Here is a 19,190-nt window from a genome sequence, read left to right as displayed (position 1 = left end):
CCGCTCAGCGGCCTTTATTATTTTAACAGCTGAATGAGCGTAAGTTGCAAGACACATCACCACTCGTCTAAGTCGTAATTATTTTCGAACATCGCGCGTTTACATTCAAGAAATCGCCGAGGGAGATAGCGATGAAAATTTTTATTATGACAGAATTCAGAAAAATCATCGAAATGAGATACTCCGGCCTTAGCGTAAAGTCTTTGCAATGTGCTCTCGATTGTTCTTGCCGACAAAAAAGCATATCGCCAATATTTTTACACGTTCGCCCTTGCAATTTTAAGAAAATAATCTCACATTCTCTCTCAGTAAAAAAGTCATCTGGCTTATGGAGTAGCAGCGATCCAGGACAACGCCCGTTAATAAAATCACTTGGTGTGAATGTCTCTAGCGTCTTTCCATAGGTAATAACTCCAACAAATTGATTATTATCGTCATAAAATGGTAACTTTCTTACTATATAAGGATAGCTTACAGCGCCGGGATGAATTTCCAACATACTTAATTTCTTACGCGTAGTCCCAACTAAGCTATCCTGATAAAGCCATTCTTTAACTACATTTTCGTCCTCTGTCAATCGCGAATTAAACTCAAATTCTGTTTTATGTAAAACATCATTTAGAGAACGAACGCCTACTAACTTTGCAAGACCTAAGTTTGCATAGATATACCTCGAATCTAGTCCTTTAATTAAGTACGGATCTGGAGGTTGATCTAAAACATTGGTCAACATTCTAGGCAAGTAATTATCTTCATGTATACGATCATTCATAACTCAGACTCTCCTTGATTCACTACAACAAAATAAAATCACACTTACATCGCTACAAGAATATTATCCTCAAACATGAACGTTTTGTTTTTAATAAATCGCTTCAGCAAATATTAGTTATACTTCTTTTGATAACAAAATGCAGCAAAGTCATAATGGTAAGAAATATTGGCCTTCTCATAAAGATTTTGAAAAGCGTTTTCTATAGCATTAACAGGGAGAAAAAGAATATCAGAAATATTTTTATAGTTTTTACCTTGTAACATTAAAAAATCATCCGGTTTATCAAGTAACAGAGATCCTGTGCCAGATACGCTAATAAACTCATTTGGTGTGAAAGATTTCAATATTTTTCCGTAGGAGAGTACTCCGACACACTGATTAGTATCATTGTAGAATGGCAGTTTAATTACCATATAAGGATGAATAACTGCATTATGGTGAATTTCGAGCACACTCAGCATTTTTTCTGATTCAAAGACTAATCTATCCTGACATTGCCACTCTTTAACTACATTTTCATCTTCTGTTAACCTCGAATTAAATTCAAATTCGGTCTTAAATAAAAAATCATTTGGCGGGCGAACTCCAATTAATTTCGCAAGAGATAAGTTCGCATAAACATATGTAGAGTCTTTTTTTTGATACAGTAAGATTCTGGATGTTGATCTAACACATTGGTTAGCATTTTAGGAAGATAATTATTATCAATATGATTTTTCATGATAACACCTTATTTATTATATATTCTCAGCCCTATAAAAAAACCAAAAATTCCTAGTAAATACTATACCAGTACAAACAGACTTGAGACTTCGCTCTATAAGATTATCCATAAACAGTTTAGGTTATATTTAGCGAGCTACAACCATATAAATATAACATATAGACAAAACACTAAAAATCACAAATCAATATAGATTTAATCATTTTTTTACGGTGTAAATTACGTAACATGCTACGTAGAACTTCCTGCTAATTTATGCAAAGACATACGCTTTTCACACATAAAAAATAAGCTACCCTCTTCATCAAACAAGTAGGAAATATCATTTTTATAGAAAAATAAAAGCATTAAAATATAATTATTTTAACCTTCACCAGGGACCTAATAGTTTACAGTGTGGGCCAAATCACATGTCTTGTTCATACACTTTTTTTACCATTCACCTGGCTGGAAGTACCCGTCCCCCCTCAGATATGTTATTTTTCCCCGGCCCCCACAGCGCTGGAGGCCGGACTTCTTATTGACGGATCAAAGTGATAGCGATACCACGCCATTACCGTGTCAATATCTGATGGATTTTTTGGGTGTGAAACGGATTATTCTTCTCGGCAAGATTGATGAAAAACCTCATAATTTCAGCGAATTTCTTCGTTGCAGATCACCTTTTCACCCCACAGGCTATGCTAGTTTTATTCAACATTGGCAATCGAGGTTCTTATGAATGTTTTAGTAACAGGTGGTAGCGGTTACATCGGCAGCCATACCTGTGTTCAGCTTTTAGAAGTCGGGCACCAACCGATTATTCTGGACAATCTGTGCAACAGTAAAGCCAGCGTGGTGGAAACCCTTACCCGTCTCACAGGAAAGACCGTGCCGTTTTATCAAGGCGACATTCGCGATAGCGTCTTGTTAAACCGCATTTTCGCCACTCATGATATCGACGCCGTGATCCATTTTGCTGCACTAAAAGCAGTAGCGGAATCCGTCAGCAATCCTGTTGAGTACTATGATAACAACATCTACGGCACCCTGACGCTGGTTAAAGCGATGGAAAAGGCGGGCGTAAAAAACCTGATATTCAGTTCCTCTGCGACTGTCTATGGCGATCAGCCACGCATCCCTTATCAGGAAAGCTTCCCCACCGGGATGCCCGCCAGCCCTTACGGGCGCAGCAAGTTGATCGTGGAGCAGATCCTGACGGACTTACAGAAAGCCCATCCTGAGTGGAGCATCGCCCTGCTGCGCTATTTCAATCCGGTTGGCGCTCACCCCTCAGGAGAGATAGGTGAGGATCCGCAAGGCATTTCCAATAATCTGATGCCCTTTATCGCGCAAGTCGCCGTTGGTCGCCGTGAATCGCTGTCTGTCTTCGGTAATGATTACCCGACTGAAGATGGCACCTGCGTCAGAGATTACATTCATGTGGTCGATCTGGCCGATGGTCACGTGGCGGCCATGAAAGCGCTGCATCAACGCCCAGGCGTACACATTTACAACCTTGGTGCCGGTGTCGGCTACAGTGTATTACAAGTCGTGCAAGCATTTAGTCAGGCATGCGGTAAATCGCTGCCCAATGACTTCGCGCCGCGCCGCGAGGGCGACCTTCCCGCCTACTGGGCAGATCCGGAAAAGGCGGCCAATGAACTCCACTGGCGCGTAACCCGTACGCTAGCGCAAATGGCTGAGGATACCTGGCGCTGGCAATCTAACCATCCCAACGGCTATCCCGACTGATACCCTGAGGAGCAGGTGTATGCTGAACGAAAAAAGTGCTGAATTGGCCCCCGATGGCCAGCCTTTCACCCTGACTACGTTACAGAACCGCGCAGGAATGCGCGTTGTGTTGATGGATTGGGGCGCAACCTGGCTCTCTTGTCAGGTCCCTCTGCCGGAGGGAGAAGTGCGCGAAGTACTGCTCGGCTGCACGACACCTGCGGATTATCCGCGCCAACAGGCCTATCTCGGCGCGTCTATCGGGCGCTATGCCAACCGCATAGACCACGCCCGTTTACAGCGTAACGGAGCAACCTATGCGCTGACGCCTAATCAAGGCCAGCACCAGTTGCACCTGACGGGTTTGATGCACGTCGATGGCGCATTGTACAACAGGATGCCACGCAAATCACCTATCTGCTGGTCTCGCCCGATGGCGATCAGGGCTACCCGGGACAATTGACCGCACAGGCACGCTATCGGTTAACAGAGCACAATGCGCTGGAAATTGAGTATTCCGCCGTGGTAGAAAAAACCTGCCCGGTGTGCCTGACCAACCATGCTTATTTCAATCTGGACGGACATGCCAGCGATGTGCGCAACCACCGTTTACAACTGTTCGCCGATCATTATTTGCCCGTTAACAGCGAGGGGATCCCCGTCGGCGGTCTTGCCGTGGTGAACCACACCGGACTGGATTTCCACCACCCTAAAACGCTATTGCAGGATTTTTTACGCGACGATGATCAGAAAGCGATCAGCGGCTACGATCACGCTTATCTGCTGCATCGTACCTGCGGCTCTAGCGAGTGCCCGGCAGCAAACTTGTGGTCTGCGGATGAGAAGGTCATGATGAGCGTCTTCACCAGCGCCCCAGCCTTGCAACTTTACAGCGGGAACTTTCTCGCGGGAACCCCCGCTCGTGAAGGTAACCCGTATGACAACTACGCCGGTGTAGCGCTGGAAAGTGAATTTCTACCTGATAGCCCAAATCACCCAGACTGGCCGCAGCCAGACTGCTGGTTGAAACCCGGTAAGCAGTACTGCTCCCTGACAAGTTATCAATTCTTTACATAACCCCCCTGAGACAGACAGGGCACGCTTTTGAACGGTAAATTTACGTCAAGAACGTGCGCCACGAACAATTCTCGCTTTCGCTCGCACAAATTTTATTGTTATATGTAGGGCTATTCGATCACTCAGTGGGAAGCTCCGCATGTTTGGGTTGCCTTTCAGACAATTACCGCAGCGCAAGCGCCGTTTATTGGCGTTTGGCGTGATTGTCTGCTGGCTGATGCTCAATACCCAACTGGCGCTGGCAGCCCATCTGTGCGATGTCCAACCGGTTGTGCAAACCACGCAGGTGATCAGCTACCACGGCATGAGCATGACGCAGACGTCTCACCATGCCGCAGCCATGGTGAAAACGCCGCTGTGTGATAAACACTGCACGCCGGATAATGCACAGAAAACCGCTTCGCCGTTGCATCTTGATGCCATGGCGCACGACACAAGTACGCTGCTTGTGATCGCGGACGATACCAACATTCCTGACCAGCATGCCTGGTTAACCCCGCCGCGAACCGGGCCACCGGCTGAGATCGTATACTGCCGCTTTAGAGAATAAATCCAGATAAAACAATAAATTGATACTTTTATCACCTGTTATGTTTTATTCTGGAGATGTTTATTATGCGTACGTTACTGACCGCCATTGCCCTGTTTGCTTCTGTTACCGCTATTGCCCCTGCTTTTGCCGAAACATCGTCTGCATCCGCACACGATCACAGTGCCATGAATCATGGCACTGTGATGTCCATGCCTATGGATCACAGCAGCATGAACCACGGTAGTCAGCCTGCCAGCGTCGGACAAACGGTGAACTTCACCTTTATCCAAAGCGCCTCCGGCTACGATCTGATTTCAGCATCCGCTAACTGATTTCGAGGTCGATATGTTGACTCATCGTCTACAACAGGCGGGCTATGCCTTGCCGTGGCTGTTTGGCTGCGCGATTTTCACTGCGCAGTCCACAACGCTCGATCAAACTCTGGCTGCTGCTGAACAGTATTTAGCAGAAATTTCTGCCAACCATCATCAGGTGAACGCGTTGAATAACATGGCGGATTCCGCCATGCAGCTACCCGCCCCCAAACTGAAAGTCGGGATCGAGAACTTTCCGGTCAGTGACCCCAACGCGCATCGCTTTACCCGCTCAGACATGACCATGCAGCGTGTCGGTATCATGCAGGATTACGTCAGTAGCACCAAACGTGAACGTAAGTCCGATGCTATTCGCGCAGAAGCGCGTAAAGCTGAGGCCAATCAGGACGTGATTCGCACCGCGTTACAACGGGAAGCATTGCTGGCCTGGTTCGATCTGGCGCTGGGGCAACATGCACAGGAAGCCATTGAACGCCTGCTGAATGACACACAGCGGCAACTCGGCATGCAAAAAGCCGGGGTAGCGAGCGCCAGCAGCGTTCTAGCACTGCAACTCACTGTCAATGAAATGAAAAATCAATTGGATAACGCCAAACGTGACGTGGAGGTGGCACGTTCGCGACTAAAGCAACTGACGGGGACTGACATCACGCGCGTTAGCGGTGATTTCCCTGTCATTACCCGACTTCCCGCCAGTCAGAATGCGCTGGTTGATGCCATCAAGCAGCACCCCGAAATCATTCAGGCCGCGCGCGAAGCAGATGCCGCCAAGGCTAAATCAGAGCAGTCCGCGGTGGCTGCCATTCCGGATGTCGGCGTGGAAGTGTACTACGGCAAGCGGGCCGATGGATTAGAGGACATGGGCGGCGTGATGTTGACCGTCGATTTGCCCTTATTCAAATCACGGCGACAGGATAAAGATTACGCCTCCGATCTCTCCAGAACCTATGAAGCCAACGATCAGTTGATCTTACTGACTCGTGCGCATCAGGCTGCGCTGGATGCGCTTATTGCACAGTATCAGGCGGCTAAATCCATCTACGATCGCCAGGTCAATGAGGTGGTCCCGCTGCAACGCTCGCGGCTCAAATTGCTCGATGCCGAATACCGTACCGGCAGCGGCGGCTTGGCAGAAAATCTTGATACGCGACGCGCGCTACTTAACAGCGAAATTGAACAGATTAACGCGCAGAAAACACTCGCCGCCAGTTGGGCTGCTATTCGTTACTTGATTCCCCAGGATACAAAGCTGATACCTCAGGATACAAAACAATGAAACCGATCGTTACGTTAAACGTCGTTGCTATTGCCGTTGCCACCGCGCTGGTCGTCGGGTACCGACTGGGTGCATCCTCCAGCCATAGCGACGCCTCGGTTGCCAGCCCCGCAACCGCTACGCCACAAGAAACGCAAAGAAAGTGCTCTATTGGTATGACCCGATGACCCCAGGGCAGCGCTTCGATAAGCCGGGTAAATCACCTTTTATGGACATGGATCTGGTGCCGCGTTACGCCGATGAAACCCAGGATGACGGCGGCATAACCATCAGTGCACGCCAACAGCAAAATCTGGGCGTGAAAACGGCGCAAGCAACTCAGCGGACGTTAGATCTGCAACTCACTGCCTTTGGCACCGTCGCCACGGATGAACGTGGCATTGAAACCATTTCCGCGCGGGCAAACGGGCTGATCGAAAAACTGTATGTGAAAGCGCCACAGCAGTTCGTCCAGCGGAACGATCCTCTCGCGCAACTCTGGATGCCGCAGTGGTCGGCGGCGCAGCAGGAATACCTCGCCATTCGCCAGTGGGGCGATGCCTCTTTGGTTGCCGCTGCGCGCGAGCGCCTGCAATTACAGTTTATGCCGGAAGAGATTGTTAAGGCCGTTGAACGTTCGGGAAAACCGCAAACCCGCATCACGTTGCGCGCACCGGCACAGGGCTACATCAACAAGCTGGATGTGCGTGAAGGCGCACAGGTCAACGCCGCGCAATCGCTGTTTGAACTGGCAACGCTCGACCCGGTATGGATCGTGGTTGATTATCCGGAAAGCCAAGCCCGCTTACTTTCACGTGGCAGTGACATCAGCGCCACTACGGACAGTTGGCCGGGCAAAACCTTTCACGGCAAGGTTAATGAACTGCTGCCGAATCTGGAACCGACAACGCGCACACTGAAAGCCCGGCTGACACTGGAAAACCCGGAGCACTTGCTCAAACCCGGCATGATCCTCAACGTGACACTGACGCATCCCGTCACCACGCCCGCCGTAGTCGCTATTCCTGACGAAGCGCTCATCACCACCGGCACGCACAATCGGGTGCTGCTTGCAGACGGTAACGGTCACTTCACGCCGGTCGAGGTGAAAACAGGCCGTAGCCAAAATGGCTGGGTAGAGATCACTCACGGTCTTGACGCGGGCCAAGCCGTTGTCACTTCCGGGCAATTCCTGATTGATTCAGAAGCCAGCCTGAAAAGCGCACTGCCGCAAATGGCAGGCGATCAGCCACAGCAAGATACACCGGCCACCCCCACCTACACCGCAGAGGGGAAAATTGAGGCGATAGACGGCGACAATATCACCATCTCGCACGGCTCGGTTGCCGCGCTGAACTGGTGCCCGATGACCATGGACTTTACGGCCCCTTCCGCATTACGGCCATCATTGGCTGTTGGTCAGCAAGTCAGCTTCACATTTGTGCTGCCAGAAGAGGGCGTGCGATTGGTCAGTGTCACGCCAGCGGCCAGCAGTGCGAATAACCACCAACATGAAGGACATCAACAATGATTGCTGCCATTATTCGTTGGTCTTTGCGCAATCGGCTACTGGTGCCGCTGAGTGCCATGCTGATGGCCGCATGGGGCTGGTGGGCGGTGCAAAAAGCGCCGCTTGATGCGTTGCCCGATCTCTCCGATGTTCAGGTGATCATCAAAGTCGGCTACCCCGGCAAAGCGCCGCAAGTCGTGGAAAATCAGGTGACTTACCCACTCACCACCACCATGCTCTCCGTACCAGGTGCCAAAACGGTACGCGGCTTCTCCATGTTCGGCGATTCTTACGTCTACGTCCTGTTTGAAGACGGCACCGATCCCTACTGGGCACGCTCACGCGTGCTGGAGTATCTCAGCCAGGTGCAGTCGACATTGTCGCCTCAGGCGAAGGCCTCTCTTGGCCTTGATGCCACCGGCGTTGGCTGGGTATATGAGTATGCGCTGGTAGACAAAACCGGCCAGCACAGCCTTGGCGATCTGCGCGCCATTCAAGACTGGATCATCAAGTATGAGTTAAAGACTGTGCCCAACGTATCAGAGGTGGCGAGCGTCGGCGGCATGGTTAAACAGTACCAGATTGTGCTCAATCCAGACCGACTGCGCGCCCTAAACCTCTCCCACGAGATGGTGATGACTGCTGTACAAAACGCGAATCAGGAAGGTGGCGGTTCCGTTGTCGAGCTCGGGGAAGTGGAGTACATGGTGCGCACCTCGGGCTATCTAAAAACGATTGACGACTTTAAGCATGTGGTGATCGCAACCCGAGACGGCATCCCCATCATGTTGTCAGATGTCGCCACCTTGCGTATTGGTCCGGAAATGCGGCGTGGCATTGCTGAACTCAATGGTGAAGGTGAAGTCGCGGGCGGCATTATCGTGATGCGCTCAGGGAAAAATGCGCTGGAAACCATCGATGCGGTCAAGCTCAAGCTCAATGAAATCAAGCACAGCCTGCCCGCAGGCGTGGAGATTGTTCCCGTCTACGATCGTTCACACCTGATTGAAAACGCCATCACGACGCTCACGCACAAGCTGATTGAAGAGTTTATTGTCGTTGCCCTGGTGTGTACGCTGTTTCTGTTCCACTTCCGTTCGGCTCTGGTGGCCATTGTGACGCTGCCGCTGGATATTCTCGGCGCTTTCATTGTCATGCACTATCAGGGGGTGAACACCAACATCATGTCATTGGGCAGCATTGCCATCGCCATCGGGGCCATGGTGGATGCGGCCATTGTGATGATAGAAAATATGCATAAGGTGCTGGAACAGTGGCGACATGAGCATCCTGACCGACAACCCGCTTCCGCGGACTATTGGAAGATTGCTGAAAAGGCAGCCGTGGAGGTCGGCCCAGCTCTCCTCTGTAGCTTGCTGATCATTACCCTGTCGTTCATTCCGGTGTTTTCGCTCGAAGCACAGGAAGGGAAAATGTTTGCGCCGCTCGCCTTCACCAAAACCTATACCATGGCGGTTTCCGCTGGACTGGGCATTACGCTGGTGCCGGTGCTGATGGGCTATTTTATTCGTGGCAAAATTCCCGATGAACACGCCAACCCGCTCAACCGCTGGCTGATCCGTGCCTATGAGCCGCTGCTCGATCGCGTATTACAGTGGCCGAAAGTGACGCTGGCAGTAGCAGGGGTGCTGCTGCTGGCTACGCTCTATCCGCTTTCCCAATTAGGCAGCGAATTTATGCCCGCGTTGGATGAAGGCGACTTGCTCTATATGCCCTCCACCCTGCCCAGAATATCTGCGCGAGAAGCAGGCCGATTATTGCAACAGACCGACCGGCTAATCAAAACCGTGCCGGAAGTAGAAACCGTGTTCGGCAAGGCAGGACGGGCAGAAACGGCCACCGATCCCGCGCCGCTGACCATGATCGAAACCACCATACGCTTCAAGCCCAAAGATCAGTGGCGGCCCGGCATGACGATGGACAAGCTGGTAAGCGAACTCGATAGCATTGTGAAAGTGCCGGGGATTGCCAACATCTGGGTACCGCCAATCCGCAACCGACTGGATATGCTGGCAACGGGGATCAAAAGCCCGGTGGGCATAAAAGTTAACGGCAGCAACATCGCGCAAATTGAAGCGGTGGCCGAACAGATCGAGCAGGTGGTGCGCGGCGTTCCCAGCGTCACCTCCGCGTTGGCGGAGCGTCTGGCAGGTGGACGTTATATTGATATCGATCGCGCCAAGGCTGCGCGTTACGGTGTGTCGGTCAAAGAGCTGCAATCCATTGTTTCCATCGTGGTAGGCGGGGAAAACATTGGCGAAACCATTGAGGGACGCGAACGGTATCCTATCAACCTGCGCTATCCACGCGAGATTCGCGATTCACTGCAAAAGCTTAAGAACTTACCGGTCATTACCGCAAGTGGTGGGCAAATTTCACTCTCGGAACTGGCAGATATTCGCATCAGCGATGGGCCGCCCATGCTGAAAAGTGAAAATGCTCGCCTCTCGGATTGGATCTATGTGGATATTCGCGGCCGCGATCTGAAATCTGCCGTGCAGGATATGCAACGTGCTGTGGAGCAGCAGGTGAAATTGCCAGAAGGCGTGTCACTAAGCTGGTCTGGACAATTTGAGTATCTGGAGCGCGCGACGGCCAAACTCAAAGTGGTATTGCCGTTCACACTGCTGATTATCTTTATCCTGCTCTATGTGACTTTCAGCAAGGTGAAGGATGCGCTGTTGATCATGGGTACTCTACCCTTCTCGCTGATTGGTGGCGTATGGCTGCTCTATCTGCTGGGTTACAACTTATCAGTAGCAGCAGTGGGTTTTATCGCTCTTGCTGGGGTGGCCGCCGAGTTTGGCGTAATCATGGTGCTATACCTCAATCACACCATTGAAAAACGTCAAAAATCCGATGAAACGCTGGCATTACCGTTGTTGCGCGAAGCAATCCATGAAGGTGCTGTGTTGCGCGTGCGTCCCAAAGTGATGACCGTTGCCACCATCATGGCAGGGCTGTTACCCATTATGTGGGGCGGCGGCACGGGCGCGGAAGTTATGCAGAGCATCGCCGCCCCCATGGTTGGCGGTATGGTGACTGCGCCGCTGCTGTCGATGTTGGTGATTCCAGCCTTCTATCTGCTAACACACCGTAAGCGAGGCGATACTGCCTGAGTGACAATCTCGTCATATCGACCCATACTCATACTGGGTCGGTATGATTTTTATTCAGAGAACTCAGGCTATCGATAAATTCCCCAACGGAACAGCTCCAGCAGGCCATTGCTGTGAGCTGAAACGAGCAAGCTATAACGTGATAATGAGCAAAGTTAATGCAGATAAATCAGGTTAATCGGTGACTATTGATTGCCGTTAATTGCAGCGCAGCAATATAATGAGATCAGTTATCACTGAAATCTTAGGAATGAGGGAGTTTAGCTATGGCTGTAACTAAGCTGGTACTGGTGAGACACGGTGAGAGCCAGTGGAACAATGAAAACCGCTTCACAGGCTGGTACGATGTTGACCTGTCCGATAAGGGCTGCTCAGAAGCCAAAGCCGCTGGTAACTTGCTGAAAGATGAAGGTTTCTCCTTCGATTTCGCTTATACCTCTGTGCTGAAACGTGCCATTCATACGCTGTGGAACATCCTGGACGAGCTGGATCAAGCTTGGCTGCCGGTGGAAAAGAGCTGGAAACTGAACGAACGCCACTACGGCGCGTTGCAGGGTCTGAACAAAGCAGAAACCGCAGAAAAATACGGTGATGACCAGGTTAAACAATGGCGTCGTGGCTTTGCTATCACTCCGCCTGCGTTGACCCGTGAAGATGAGCGTTTTCCTGGCCATGACCCGCGCTATGCGTCACTGACTGACGACGAACTGCCGCAGACCGAAAGCCTGGCGCTGACCATTGAGCGCGTTGTGCCGTTCTGGAATGAAACCATTCTGCCGCGCATCAAGAGCGGTGAACGCGTTATCATCGCAGCACACGGTAACTCCCTGCGTGCATTGGTGAAATACCTGGACAACATGGGCGAAGACGAAATCCTCGAGCTGAACATCCCGACTGGCGTACCGTTGGTGTATGAGTTCGATGAAAACTTCAAGCTGATCAAACACTACTATCTGGGCGATGCTGATGAGATCGCAGCGAAAGCCGCTGCTGTTGCTAATCAGGGCAAAGCCAAATAAGTTACGTTTGAACTGAAGTAGTAAAAAACCCGGCATAAGCCGGGTTTTTTATTGCTCAAGCATAGCGCCCTCTGAGCCAGGCAAAGGAACTTCCTGTAAATTTCCAATATGGCCTGGATAAAACGTCAACGTTTCAAGTTCGATAAGGGCATTCTCTGGAAGCGTGTTCCAAAGTTCACAACACGCTCGACGCCTTGATAGTGTCAGGCGTGTTCTTGGTCGTAACATCATCGCTATGACATAGCAGGAGACTGTGTTCTGCGGAGGTGATGCCTTGAGTAAAAAAAAGAAATCGGCGGTGGCAATGAAGCGTACCGCATTACCTACAGGTTATGTAGGTATCCACAATGGTATCGTGGCATTGCTCGATGATGCGCGCCACACCGTGGCCCACAGCGTCAATGCATTGATGACAGCAAGCTATTGGGAAATTGGCCGACGAATTATTGAGGTCGAGCAAAAGGGCAGACGTCGAGCCAGTTACGGTGAGCAGCTGATCGCGCGCTTATCCGACGACCTGACAACACGTTTTGGACGCGGCTTCAGTGTGGACAATCTGGAAAATATGCGGAGATTTTTCCTCATCTACTCGCGATCAATGATTTCCGAGACACTGTCTCGGAATTTTGATCTTACTGAACTGGCGCAGTTTTTCACGCTACCGTGGTCAGCCTATGTTCGTCTGCTATCGGTCAAAGATACCTATGCCCGCCAATTCTATGAAACCGAAGCACTACAAGGCGGCTGGAGCGTGCGTCAACTCGACCGACAAATCAGTAGCCAGTTTTATGAGCGCACTGCGCTTTCCCGCGATAAAGCAGCCATGCTGGTCACTGGCTCAATACCGAAGCAACAAGACATTGTTACCCCCAATGAGGCGATCAAAGATCCTTATGTGCTGGAGTTTCTTGATCTTAAAGACGAATACTCAGAATCCGATCTAGAGGAAGCGTTAATCCACCGATTAGAGGACTTTCTGCTTGAACTCGGTGACGGCTTTACCTTTATCGGACGACAGCGACGACTACGCATTGATCAGACCTGGTATCGCGTTGATCTGTTATTTTTTCATCGCCAATTGCGCTGTCTGGTCTCATCGTTGATTTGAAACTCGGCAGTCTCACTCATGCGGATGTAGGGCAGATGCATATGTATTGTAACTATGCCAGAGAACACTGGACCTTACCTGACGAGAATCCCCCTGTGGGCTTAATTCTCTGTGCGGATAGAGGCCATGCTTTAGCAAGGTATGCATTGGAAGGGCTCCCCACCAAGGTCATGGCCGCAAACTTTCGCACGGTGCTGCCAAATGCCGAGTTATTACAAGAAGAGCTTGAAAACACACAACGTATGCTGGCCTCATGCGGTGTGACACAATCGCTATCTCAAGATACTGATGACTGAGCCAGAAAGTGAACACCTCATATTGATCGATCGTTCCTGACCTTTTCACGGGTCAGGAATAAGAAACAACCCATGTTGTGTTTGACAACTTACTGTGCACGTCGCTGTTTCACCGCTTTAGCCAACTGACGCAACAAGGTGTCGGTATCTTCCCAACCGATACAAGCATCTGTCACACTGCGGCCATAAACTAGCGGCTCACCGCTTTCTAGGCTCTGATTCCCTTCCACCAGATGGCTCTCCACCATCACACCGGTAATGGCTCGTTCGCCGCCAGCAATCTGCGCGCACACATCAGCACCCACGTCCATCTGCTTCTTGAACTGCTTGCTGCTGTTAGCGTGACTGAAATCGATCATCACCTGCGGGCGCAGTCCAGCTTTTTCCAGCCCTTCCTTAACTGCGCTAACTGCGCTAACGTGCTCGGCACTGTAATTTGGTGCTTTGCCGCAGCGCAAAATAATGTGGCAATCGTTGTTACCGCTGGTGTTAACAATGGCTGAGTGGCCCCATTTGATGACCGACAGGAAGCAGCGCGGCGCACTGGCTGCATTAATAGCATCGATCGCCACTTTGATGGTGCCATCGGTACCATTTTTAAAGCCAACCGGGCAAGAAAGGCCAGAAGCCAGTTCTCGGTGTACCTGAGATTCCGTGGTGCGAGCACCAATGGCACCCCAGCTCATCAGGTCTGCCAGATACTGCGGCGATATCATATCCAGAAATTCGCCCGCCGCAGGTAGCCCGGTATCGTTGATTTCCACCAGCAGTTGACGTGCGATACGCAACCCATCGTTAATCTGGAAGCTGTTATCCATGTGCGGATCGTTAATCAGCCCTTTCCAACCCACGGCCGTGCGCGGTTTCTCGAAATAGACACGCATCACCACTTCCAACTCGTCACTCAATTCATTGCGCAGAGTGAGCAGACGTGCAGCGTATTCTTTTGCAGCCTTGGTATCATGAATCGAGCACGGGCCAATCACCACCAGCAGACGATCGTCAGTGCCATGCAGAATCTTGTGAATTGCCGAGCGGGTAAATGAGACCGTTTCTGCAGCGCGCGCGGTGGCCGGAAATTTCTCCAGCAACGCGACAGGAGGTAACAACTCTTTGATCTCTTTAATTCTTAAGTCATCATTTTGGTAATTCATCATTCATCCATCGATTCTTGCGCAGAAAATGCCACATCTTGCCAATAGGAAACGGTTGCAGGGCGATTGCCCTGGCGTTTAAAAACGGAACTGTTCATATTGCAGCGCGCAAATGATAAGTCAAGCGTATGGCGTACCCACAACAATATCGCGTCATTTTACGCGATAAAATGCTGTTACCGCACAGCAACGCCGCGTTTTCCAACGCCCAATCCTACACTTGACGTTGCACATACGATGGCGTTTGACGCTGACGTGCTTCCATGATCCACAGCCAGGTGCCATTAAGGGCAATACCCGTCAAAATCAGGTATTCCAACGCCATCACATAAACTCCCTGATACGTAAAGATCACCACGCTGATAATGTTAACCACAACCCACAGTATCCAGTTTTCAACATACTTACGCGTCATCAGTACCATGGCTATCATGGAGAGCACCATCATGCTGGAATCCCAGAAGGGAAACGCATCTGGCTGTAATGTCGGCATGGTCACCTGCGCGCCCATGCTTTGCATTACGGTCACTGCAATGCCTGTCAGAGCAGCAAATACCGCATCGACGTATACCGTCATCAAACCAATCGCCAGTGCGCCCACTACTGACCAGGCAAGCAACCTGGGGAGCGGCAGCCAGCGTATTTTCAGGGCGATATCCTGCTGTTCTGTACGACGAGTCCAGGCGTACCAGCCGTAGACATTAGCCACAAAGAAGAAGATTTGCAGCAGCAGGCTGGCGTATAGCTGAATCTGGAAAAAGATAACGGCAAACAGTGAGACGTTGATCAAGCCGAACAGGTAATTGATGGTTTTTTCCAGGCTGGCAAGCCAAATACAGAGCAGACCGCACAACGCACCTACGGCCTCAATCCAGGAAAGGTCGTACCCTCCCGCACCGAGCGGGATATGAATCAAAATGTTGCTGGTACTGAAAAAGTCCATCTTGCCACCCCATAGTTATCGTCAAATGAGGAAATCCTGCTCCAGCCGGACTCCCAAGCGGGGTATATGTTAGCAGCCGGTTAGCAAGAAGGCACTTAAAGTTTTGCATACTAAACAAATAATGAATAATACGTTTAATTATCCACTTCTGTTTAGCAAAAATAAAACTAACCGAACCAGCGATGCCAATAAATTGACAGTGGGATAATAAATAACAGCGCAGGCAGGAAGTTTACCACGGCAAACATTTTGATCTGCGCAATGCGTAGCCCCACCGCCATCATGATAATGCCACCGCAGGCTGCAAAATCCCCCATGGTAATGTCATTCATAAACGGCATAATCAATTGTGCAGAGAAAAATAACAGCGCCTGAACGATAAATTGCGGTACAGCGATAGAAATAACCGCGGCCCCGAGCGTGATGGAAAAATTAGCGCAGTAAATACATCCAGTGCCGATTTGATCACCATCAGTTGATAGTCTCCCGTCAACCCTTCCGTCAGCGCGCCAACCACACCGGTACCGCTGGCACAAAACAGCACAATCAAGGCGGTAAAATTCTGTGTATACACGTCCGGTGGCAGCTTGTGCCGGGGGGACGGCAGGACACGACTTAACACCCGTTAAATCCAGATGCCTCCGAGCTATATGCCATGTTCCAATCGCAACAGTTCACCCAATGCGACACCCAGCACGACCGCCAGTGCGACGGCGGGCAATTGATACACCTTGACCACCAACGTTATCCCCATTGCAATGGAGATCATAGCAAACGCAAGCGGTAAACCATCACGAAGGCGCTGTGGAATAAAACGACTCAGGGAAATGCCGAGAACGCCGCCAATAATAATGGCGGAACCGTTAATCAGAGGACCAATCATAACACTCCTTACCCCACTTCTCCGTGTTACAGACAACGAGACTTCAGTGGGTTCAGCCCAGCAACACTGCGGGCAGAAAAACACAAAGAACCTACTATACTCCCACCAGACCATGGCAGGATGCAATATAACGTATAAGTCAGCCAGAGAAGCACAGACATTCAGTCAAGACTGATGACACTTATGTTTATGTAAGTACTTACTAAAAGTTATTTAAGGCTTTATAGTGACTTTCACATCAATCACGCCATCCGGCGAAGGAGTAAGATCATGACTATTGCCGTTACTGGAGCCACCCGCCAACTGGGCCAATTAGTTATCGCCAAACTCAAACAAAAAACCGCCAGCAGTAATATTGTCGCGCTGGTACGCAGCCCAGAAAAAGCACTCTGATGTCATCAGGTCTGCCTTCCCGGCAGGCCTTTTTATTCTAACCAGCCATTATTCCAATAGGCTTTGCGCTGATGAAGGCATCTGTTCCTGTAAAATAGTCGGTAAATTGACTTCTATCCAATCCGCCAGATCGCGTACCTTTTCCGCCGCTTCGCGCCCCAAAGGCGTGAGGGTGTACTCCACATGGGGCGGTACCGTGTTATACACATGCCGATGCACCATCCCGTCTGCTTCCAGCCATTGCAGCGTTTGTGACAGCATGCGCTCGCTGATACCCTCAATGCTGCGGCGTAACGCACTAAAGCGCTGTGTGCCCGGCAGCAACACAATCATCACCAGCACACCCCAGCGGCTGGTAAGGTGCTTAAGCACCTCGCGTGAAGGGCAGTTTGCCGCCAATACATCACCGCGATCGAGTTTTTCCGAGAGCGTGAGGATTTGCTGATCGATATCGGCTTCTGGCGTGGGAAATGCGGTCATTGCAAGCTTACCTGGATGTTTGTACTAACTAAAAGTAACTGAATCCTACGCCTGTCTCTGTCCAGACGTCAATCCGGCCAGAATCGGTTTGGATGCGTTTATACTGTGTCACCGACTAATGCTTTTTTGGCCGCCATGAGAAACTCATCTGACAAAGCGCCTCCGGCAGTGGCTCGCGCCAGTGTCAACGCCCCCAATAACGGGGAAAATTGCACCAAAGCGTGCTGTCTGCTCTGTTCTGCGTCTTGTCTATCGGAAACAGACTCCAGCCTCTCCAGCATTGCCCTTACGCCACTAAGATAAACCTCACGCACCGGTTTATCTTCCTCTTCACGGGCCACGTCACTGGCTAACGCAGTTATTGCACATCCATCCTTCGCAGCATCGCGGTGGATTTGGGAAAGATAGGCTTCCACCAAAGTGCGAAAGTCATCATGGTGTGACTGGTGCCTGATTTCCTGCCAGCGGGAGGCTGAATCATCAAGTGCTTTACGGCTAGCGATAGCCACCAGCTCATCTTTAGAGGAAAAATGGCCATAAAAACCGCCATGTGTTAATCCCGCTGACGCCATTCAGACCCCGTTCACGAAAGAGCTGAGAGGAGACCTGAATAATTTCCTCGCGATTGCGCTCCATTTGTTGTTTTGATACACGGGCCATGATTTTCTCCTTTTCAGTCAGACATCATCTTAGGTGATGAAAAAATAAGACTCAATAGATGATGCCTTTCATCAATAGCAAGGTCAGGCGCGTGGTGACCACGGCGCGATAAAATGAACCCCCTCGCCTCCCTGTGCCCGGGGCCGCGTACTGGCAATCTGCTCATGCGGCGTGCCCAGTGAGATTGCGCTGACATCATCCAGTCGGGTAACCTGCCCGCCGTTTAAGGAGATATCCAGGGCCAACAGTGAGTCGTTCAGTTGCGCCAGGGTACGCGAGCCCAGAATAGGAATCAGGCTGGTGCTGGCGCGAGCGGCCTTGTATCGCAGCCAGGCGATGGCAACCTGAACAGGCATCGCGTTCACTTCCTGTGCAATGGCAAACACCGTATCGAGCAAGGCAGTATCCTGCTCGATATGTATCAGTCTTCCCCCAAACCCCTTTAGTCGCCCTTCTGCGCTTTGACGATATTTGCCCGTAAGGAGACTACCTCCCAGCGGCGACCAGAGCGTTGCTGCTAACCCGAGCGCTTGGGCCATAGGCAGCAGTTCCCGCTCGGCGGTGCGTTGTACCAGGCTGTATTCCACCTGGATACCCGCAATACACGACCAGCCTCGCAGTTCCGCCATCGTATCGGCACGGGCAATGCGCCACGCCGGAAAGTTGGATAATCCGGCATACTGGATTTTCCCGGCACGGATAAGATCGTCGAAAGCGCGAACGATCTCTTCGAACGGGGTCAATTGATCGTCAAAGTGCGCCCACATCACATCAATACGATCGGTTTGTAGCCGTTTAAGACTATTTTCTACCGAAGCAATCATATTCTTACGGCTGTTGCCGGTACGGGAAGCGCCGGCATCAGGCAAAGCACTTAAGGTGTATTTCGTCGCCAGGACAAAATGATCGCGTTCAGCAGCGATAAATTCCCCGACCATTTGCTCAGATTGACCAAACTGGTAGGCATCCGCTGTATCGATGAAGTTACCGCCTGCATCCGCATAGCGATCGAAAACCTGTTTCGCCTGTTCTTTTTCAGAACCGTAGCCCCAGCCGGTACCGAAGTTACCGGTGCCAAGCGCCAATTCAGATACACGTAAACCCGTATTACGACCAAACGTGGTGTATTGCATGATGATGCCCTCATATAAATGTCAATCGACATTTATATGAGGGCATCATCCCTATCACTC

13 protein-coding genes and 5 pseudogenes are annotated in these 19,190 nt (G+C 50.7%); 10 read left to right on the top strand and 8 right to left on the bottom strand.

All coding sequences use genetic code 11. The features are described 5' to 3' along the window. Positions 1-67: 67 nt before the first annotated feature. Together ACMZI0_RS15295 and ACMZI0_RS15290 are read right to left on the bottom strand one after the other, a co-directional pair. Positions 68-772, bottom strand: a complete 705-nt coding sequence (locus ACMZI0_RS15295; RefSeq protein WP_415673589.1) for a transcriptional regulator — start codon at positions 770-772, stop codon at positions 68-70. Between the two features lie 113 nt (positions 773-885). After that, positions 886-1,236: a hypothetical protein gene (locus tag ACMZI0_RS15290; RefSeq protein WP_415673588.1), complete on the bottom strand. Its 351-nt coding sequence runs from the start codon at positions 1,234-1,236 to the stop codon at positions 886-888. Between the two features lie 980 nt (positions 1,237-2,216). On the opposite strand from ACMZI0_RS15290, the gene galE reads away from it, so the two are divergent. From galE to ACMZI0_RS15245, 9 genes and pseudogenes are all read left to right on the top strand, one after another. Next, entirely contained in the window at positions 2,217-3,233 is a 1,017-nt protein-coding gene (gene galE, locus ACMZI0_RS15285; RefSeq protein WP_415673587.1) for a UDP-glucose 4-epimerase GalE, read from the top strand. Positions 3,234-3,252: 19 nt separating this feature from the next. Beyond that, positions 3,253-4,289 (top strand): annotated as a pseudogene (gene galM / locus ACMZI0_RS15280) (galactose-1-epimerase). A gap of 139 nt (positions 4,290-4,428) precedes the next feature. Further along, complete coding sequence (locus tag ACMZI0_RS15275) at positions 4,429-4,839, top strand: hypothetical protein (protein ID WP_415673586.1); 411 nt, start codon at positions 4,429-4,431, stop codon at positions 4,837-4,839. A 65-nt stretch (positions 4,840-4,904) separates the two neighbouring features. Next, on the top strand, positions 4,905-5,153 hold the full coding sequence (locus tag ACMZI0_RS15270; protein WP_415673585.1) for a hypothetical protein: 249 nt from the start codon (positions 4,905-4,907) through the stop codon (positions 5,151-5,153). A gap of 13 nt (positions 5,154-5,166) precedes the next feature. Next, positions 5,167-6,432 (top strand): TolC family protein, encoded by a 1,266-nt coding sequence (locus ACMZI0_RS15265; RefSeq protein WP_415673584.1) that lies wholly within the window; start codon positions 5,167-5,169, stop codon positions 6,430-6,432. After that, a pseudogene (locus ACMZI0_RS15260) lies at positions 6,429-7,942 on the top strand (efflux RND transporter periplasmic adaptor subunit). Before ACMZI0_RS15265 ends, ACMZI0_RS15260 begins: the two are co-directional and overlap by 4 nt. Continuing rightward, positions 7,939-11,061 (top strand): efflux RND transporter permease subunit, encoded by a 3,123-nt coding sequence (locus ACMZI0_RS15255; RefSeq protein WP_415673583.1) that lies wholly within the window; start codon positions 7,939-7,941, stop codon positions 11,059-11,061. The pseudogene ACMZI0_RS15260 and the gene ACMZI0_RS15255 overlap by 4 nt, the downstream one beginning before the upstream one ends. A gap of 266 nt (positions 11,062-11,327) precedes the next feature. Further along, a complete protein-coding gene (gene gpmA, locus ACMZI0_RS15250; RefSeq protein ID WP_415673582.1) occupies positions 11,328-12,080 on the top strand; it encodes a 2,3-diphosphoglycerate-dependent phosphoglycerate mutase in 753 nt (250 codons plus the stop codon). Positions 12,081-12,384: 304 nt separating this feature from the next. After that, positions 12,385-13,484: pseudogene (locus ACMZI0_RS15245) on the top strand (PDDEXK nuclease domain-containing protein). Between the two features lie 89 nt (positions 13,485-13,573). Here ACMZI0_RS15245 and aroG read toward each other — a convergent pair. From aroG to ACMZI0_RS15230, 3 genes and pseudogenes are all read right to left on the bottom strand, one after another. Beyond that, positions 13,574-14,638 carry a 3-deoxy-7-phosphoheptulonate synthase AroG gene (gene aroG, locus ACMZI0_RS15240; RefSeq protein ID WP_415673674.1) on the bottom strand — a complete coding sequence of 355 codons (1,065 nt, stop codon included), beginning with the start codon at positions 14,636-14,638 and terminating at the stop codon, positions 13,574-13,576. Between the two features lie 214 nt (positions 14,639-14,852). Continuing rightward, positions 14,853-15,581, bottom strand: a complete 729-nt coding sequence (gene pnuC, locus ACMZI0_RS15235; RefSeq protein WP_415673581.1) for a nicotinamide riboside transporter PnuC — start codon at positions 15,579-15,581, stop codon at positions 14,853-14,855. A 167-nt stretch (positions 15,582-15,748) separates the two neighbouring features. Next, positions 15,749-16,464 (bottom strand): annotated as a pseudogene (locus ACMZI0_RS15230) (DUF554 domain-containing protein). A 270-nt stretch (positions 16,465-16,734) separates the two neighbouring features. On the opposite strand from ACMZI0_RS15230, the gene ACMZI0_RS15225 reads away from it, so the two are divergent. Further along, entirely contained in the window at positions 16,735-16,857 is a 123-nt protein-coding gene (locus tag ACMZI0_RS15225) for a hypothetical protein (RefSeq protein WP_415673580.1), read from the top strand. A 48-nt stretch (positions 16,858-16,905) separates the two neighbouring features. On the opposite strand, the gene ACMZI0_RS15220 is transcribed toward ACMZI0_RS15225, so the two are convergent. The 3 genes and pseudogenes from ACMZI0_RS15220 to ACMZI0_RS15210 all read right to left on the bottom strand — a co-directional run bounded on the left by ACMZI0_RS15220 (position 16,906) and on the right by ACMZI0_RS15210 (position 19,130). Next, positions 16,906-17,337, bottom strand: a complete 432-nt coding sequence (locus ACMZI0_RS15220; RefSeq protein WP_415673579.1) for a winged helix-turn-helix transcriptional regulator — start codon at positions 17,335-17,337, stop codon at positions 16,906-16,908. A gap of 98 nt (positions 17,338-17,435) precedes the next feature. Continuing rightward, positions 17,436-17,997: pseudogene (locus tag ACMZI0_RS15215) on the bottom strand (TetR/AcrR family transcriptional regulator). 83 nt (positions 17,998-18,080) lie between these two features. Further along, complete coding sequence (locus ACMZI0_RS15210) at positions 18,081-19,130, bottom strand: aldo/keto reductase (protein ID WP_415673578.1); 1,050 nt, start codon at positions 19,128-19,130, stop codon at positions 18,081-18,083. Positions 19,131-19,190: the final 60 nt, after the last annotated feature.

This window comes from Symbiopectobacterium sp. (genome assembly GCF_047692315.1).
Classification (GTDB): domain Bacteria; phylum Pseudomonadota; class Gammaproteobacteria; order Enterobacterales; family Enterobacteriaceae; genus Symbiopectobacterium.
This window is presented reverse-complemented; position numbering and strand designations above follow the sequence as displayed.

Bases quoted from the DNA above. Each gene is read 5' to 3' on its own strand.
- ACMZI0_RS15290 (WP_415673588.1), bottom strand. From the start codon at position 1,236: ATGCTGAGTGTGCTCGAAATTCACCATAATGCAGTTATTCATCCTTAT.
- ACMZI0_RS15225 (WP_415673580.1), top strand. From the start codon at position 16,735: ATGACTATTGCCGTTACTGGAGCCACCCGCCAACTGGGCCAATTAGTT.
- pnuC (WP_415673581.1), bottom strand. From the start codon at position 15,581: ATGGACTTTTTCAGTACCAGCAACATTTTGATTCATATCCCGCTCGGT.
- ACMZI0_RS15265 (WP_415673584.1), top strand. From the start codon at position 5,167: ATGTTGACTCATCGTCTACAACAGGCGGGCTATGCCTTGCCGTGGCTG.
- gpmA (WP_415673582.1), top strand. From the start codon at position 11,328: ATGGCTGTAACTAAGCTGGTACTGGTGAGACACGGTGAGAGCCAGTGG.
- ACMZI0_RS15220 (WP_415673579.1), bottom strand. From the start codon at position 17,337: ATGACCGCATTTCCCACGCCAGAAGCCGATATCGATCAGCAAATCCTC.
- ACMZI0_RS15255 (WP_415673583.1), top strand. From the start codon at position 7,939: ATGATTGCTGCCATTATTCGTTGGTCTTTGCGCAATCGGCTACTGGTG.
- ACMZI0_RS15295 (WP_415673589.1), bottom strand. From the start codon at position 772: ATGAATGATCGTATACATGAAGATAATTACTTGCCTAGAATGTTGACC.
- ACMZI0_RS15210 (WP_415673578.1), bottom strand. From the start codon at position 19,130: ATGCAATACACCACGTTTGGTCGTAATACGGGTTTACGTGTATCTGAA.
- ACMZI0_RS15270 (WP_415673585.1), top strand. From the start codon at position 4,905: ATGCGTACGTTACTGACCGCCATTGCCCTGTTTGCTTCTGTTACCGCT.
- galE (WP_415673587.1), top strand. From the start codon at position 2,217: ATGAATGTTTTAGTAACAGGTGGTAGCGGTTACATCGGCAGCCATACC.
- ACMZI0_RS15275 (WP_415673586.1), top strand. From the start codon at position 4,429: ATGTTTGGGTTGCCTTTCAGACAATTACCGCAGCGCAAGCGCCGTTTA.
- aroG (WP_415673674.1), bottom strand. From the start codon at position 14,638: ATGAATTACCAAAATGATGACTTAAGAATTAAAGAGATCAAAGAGTTG.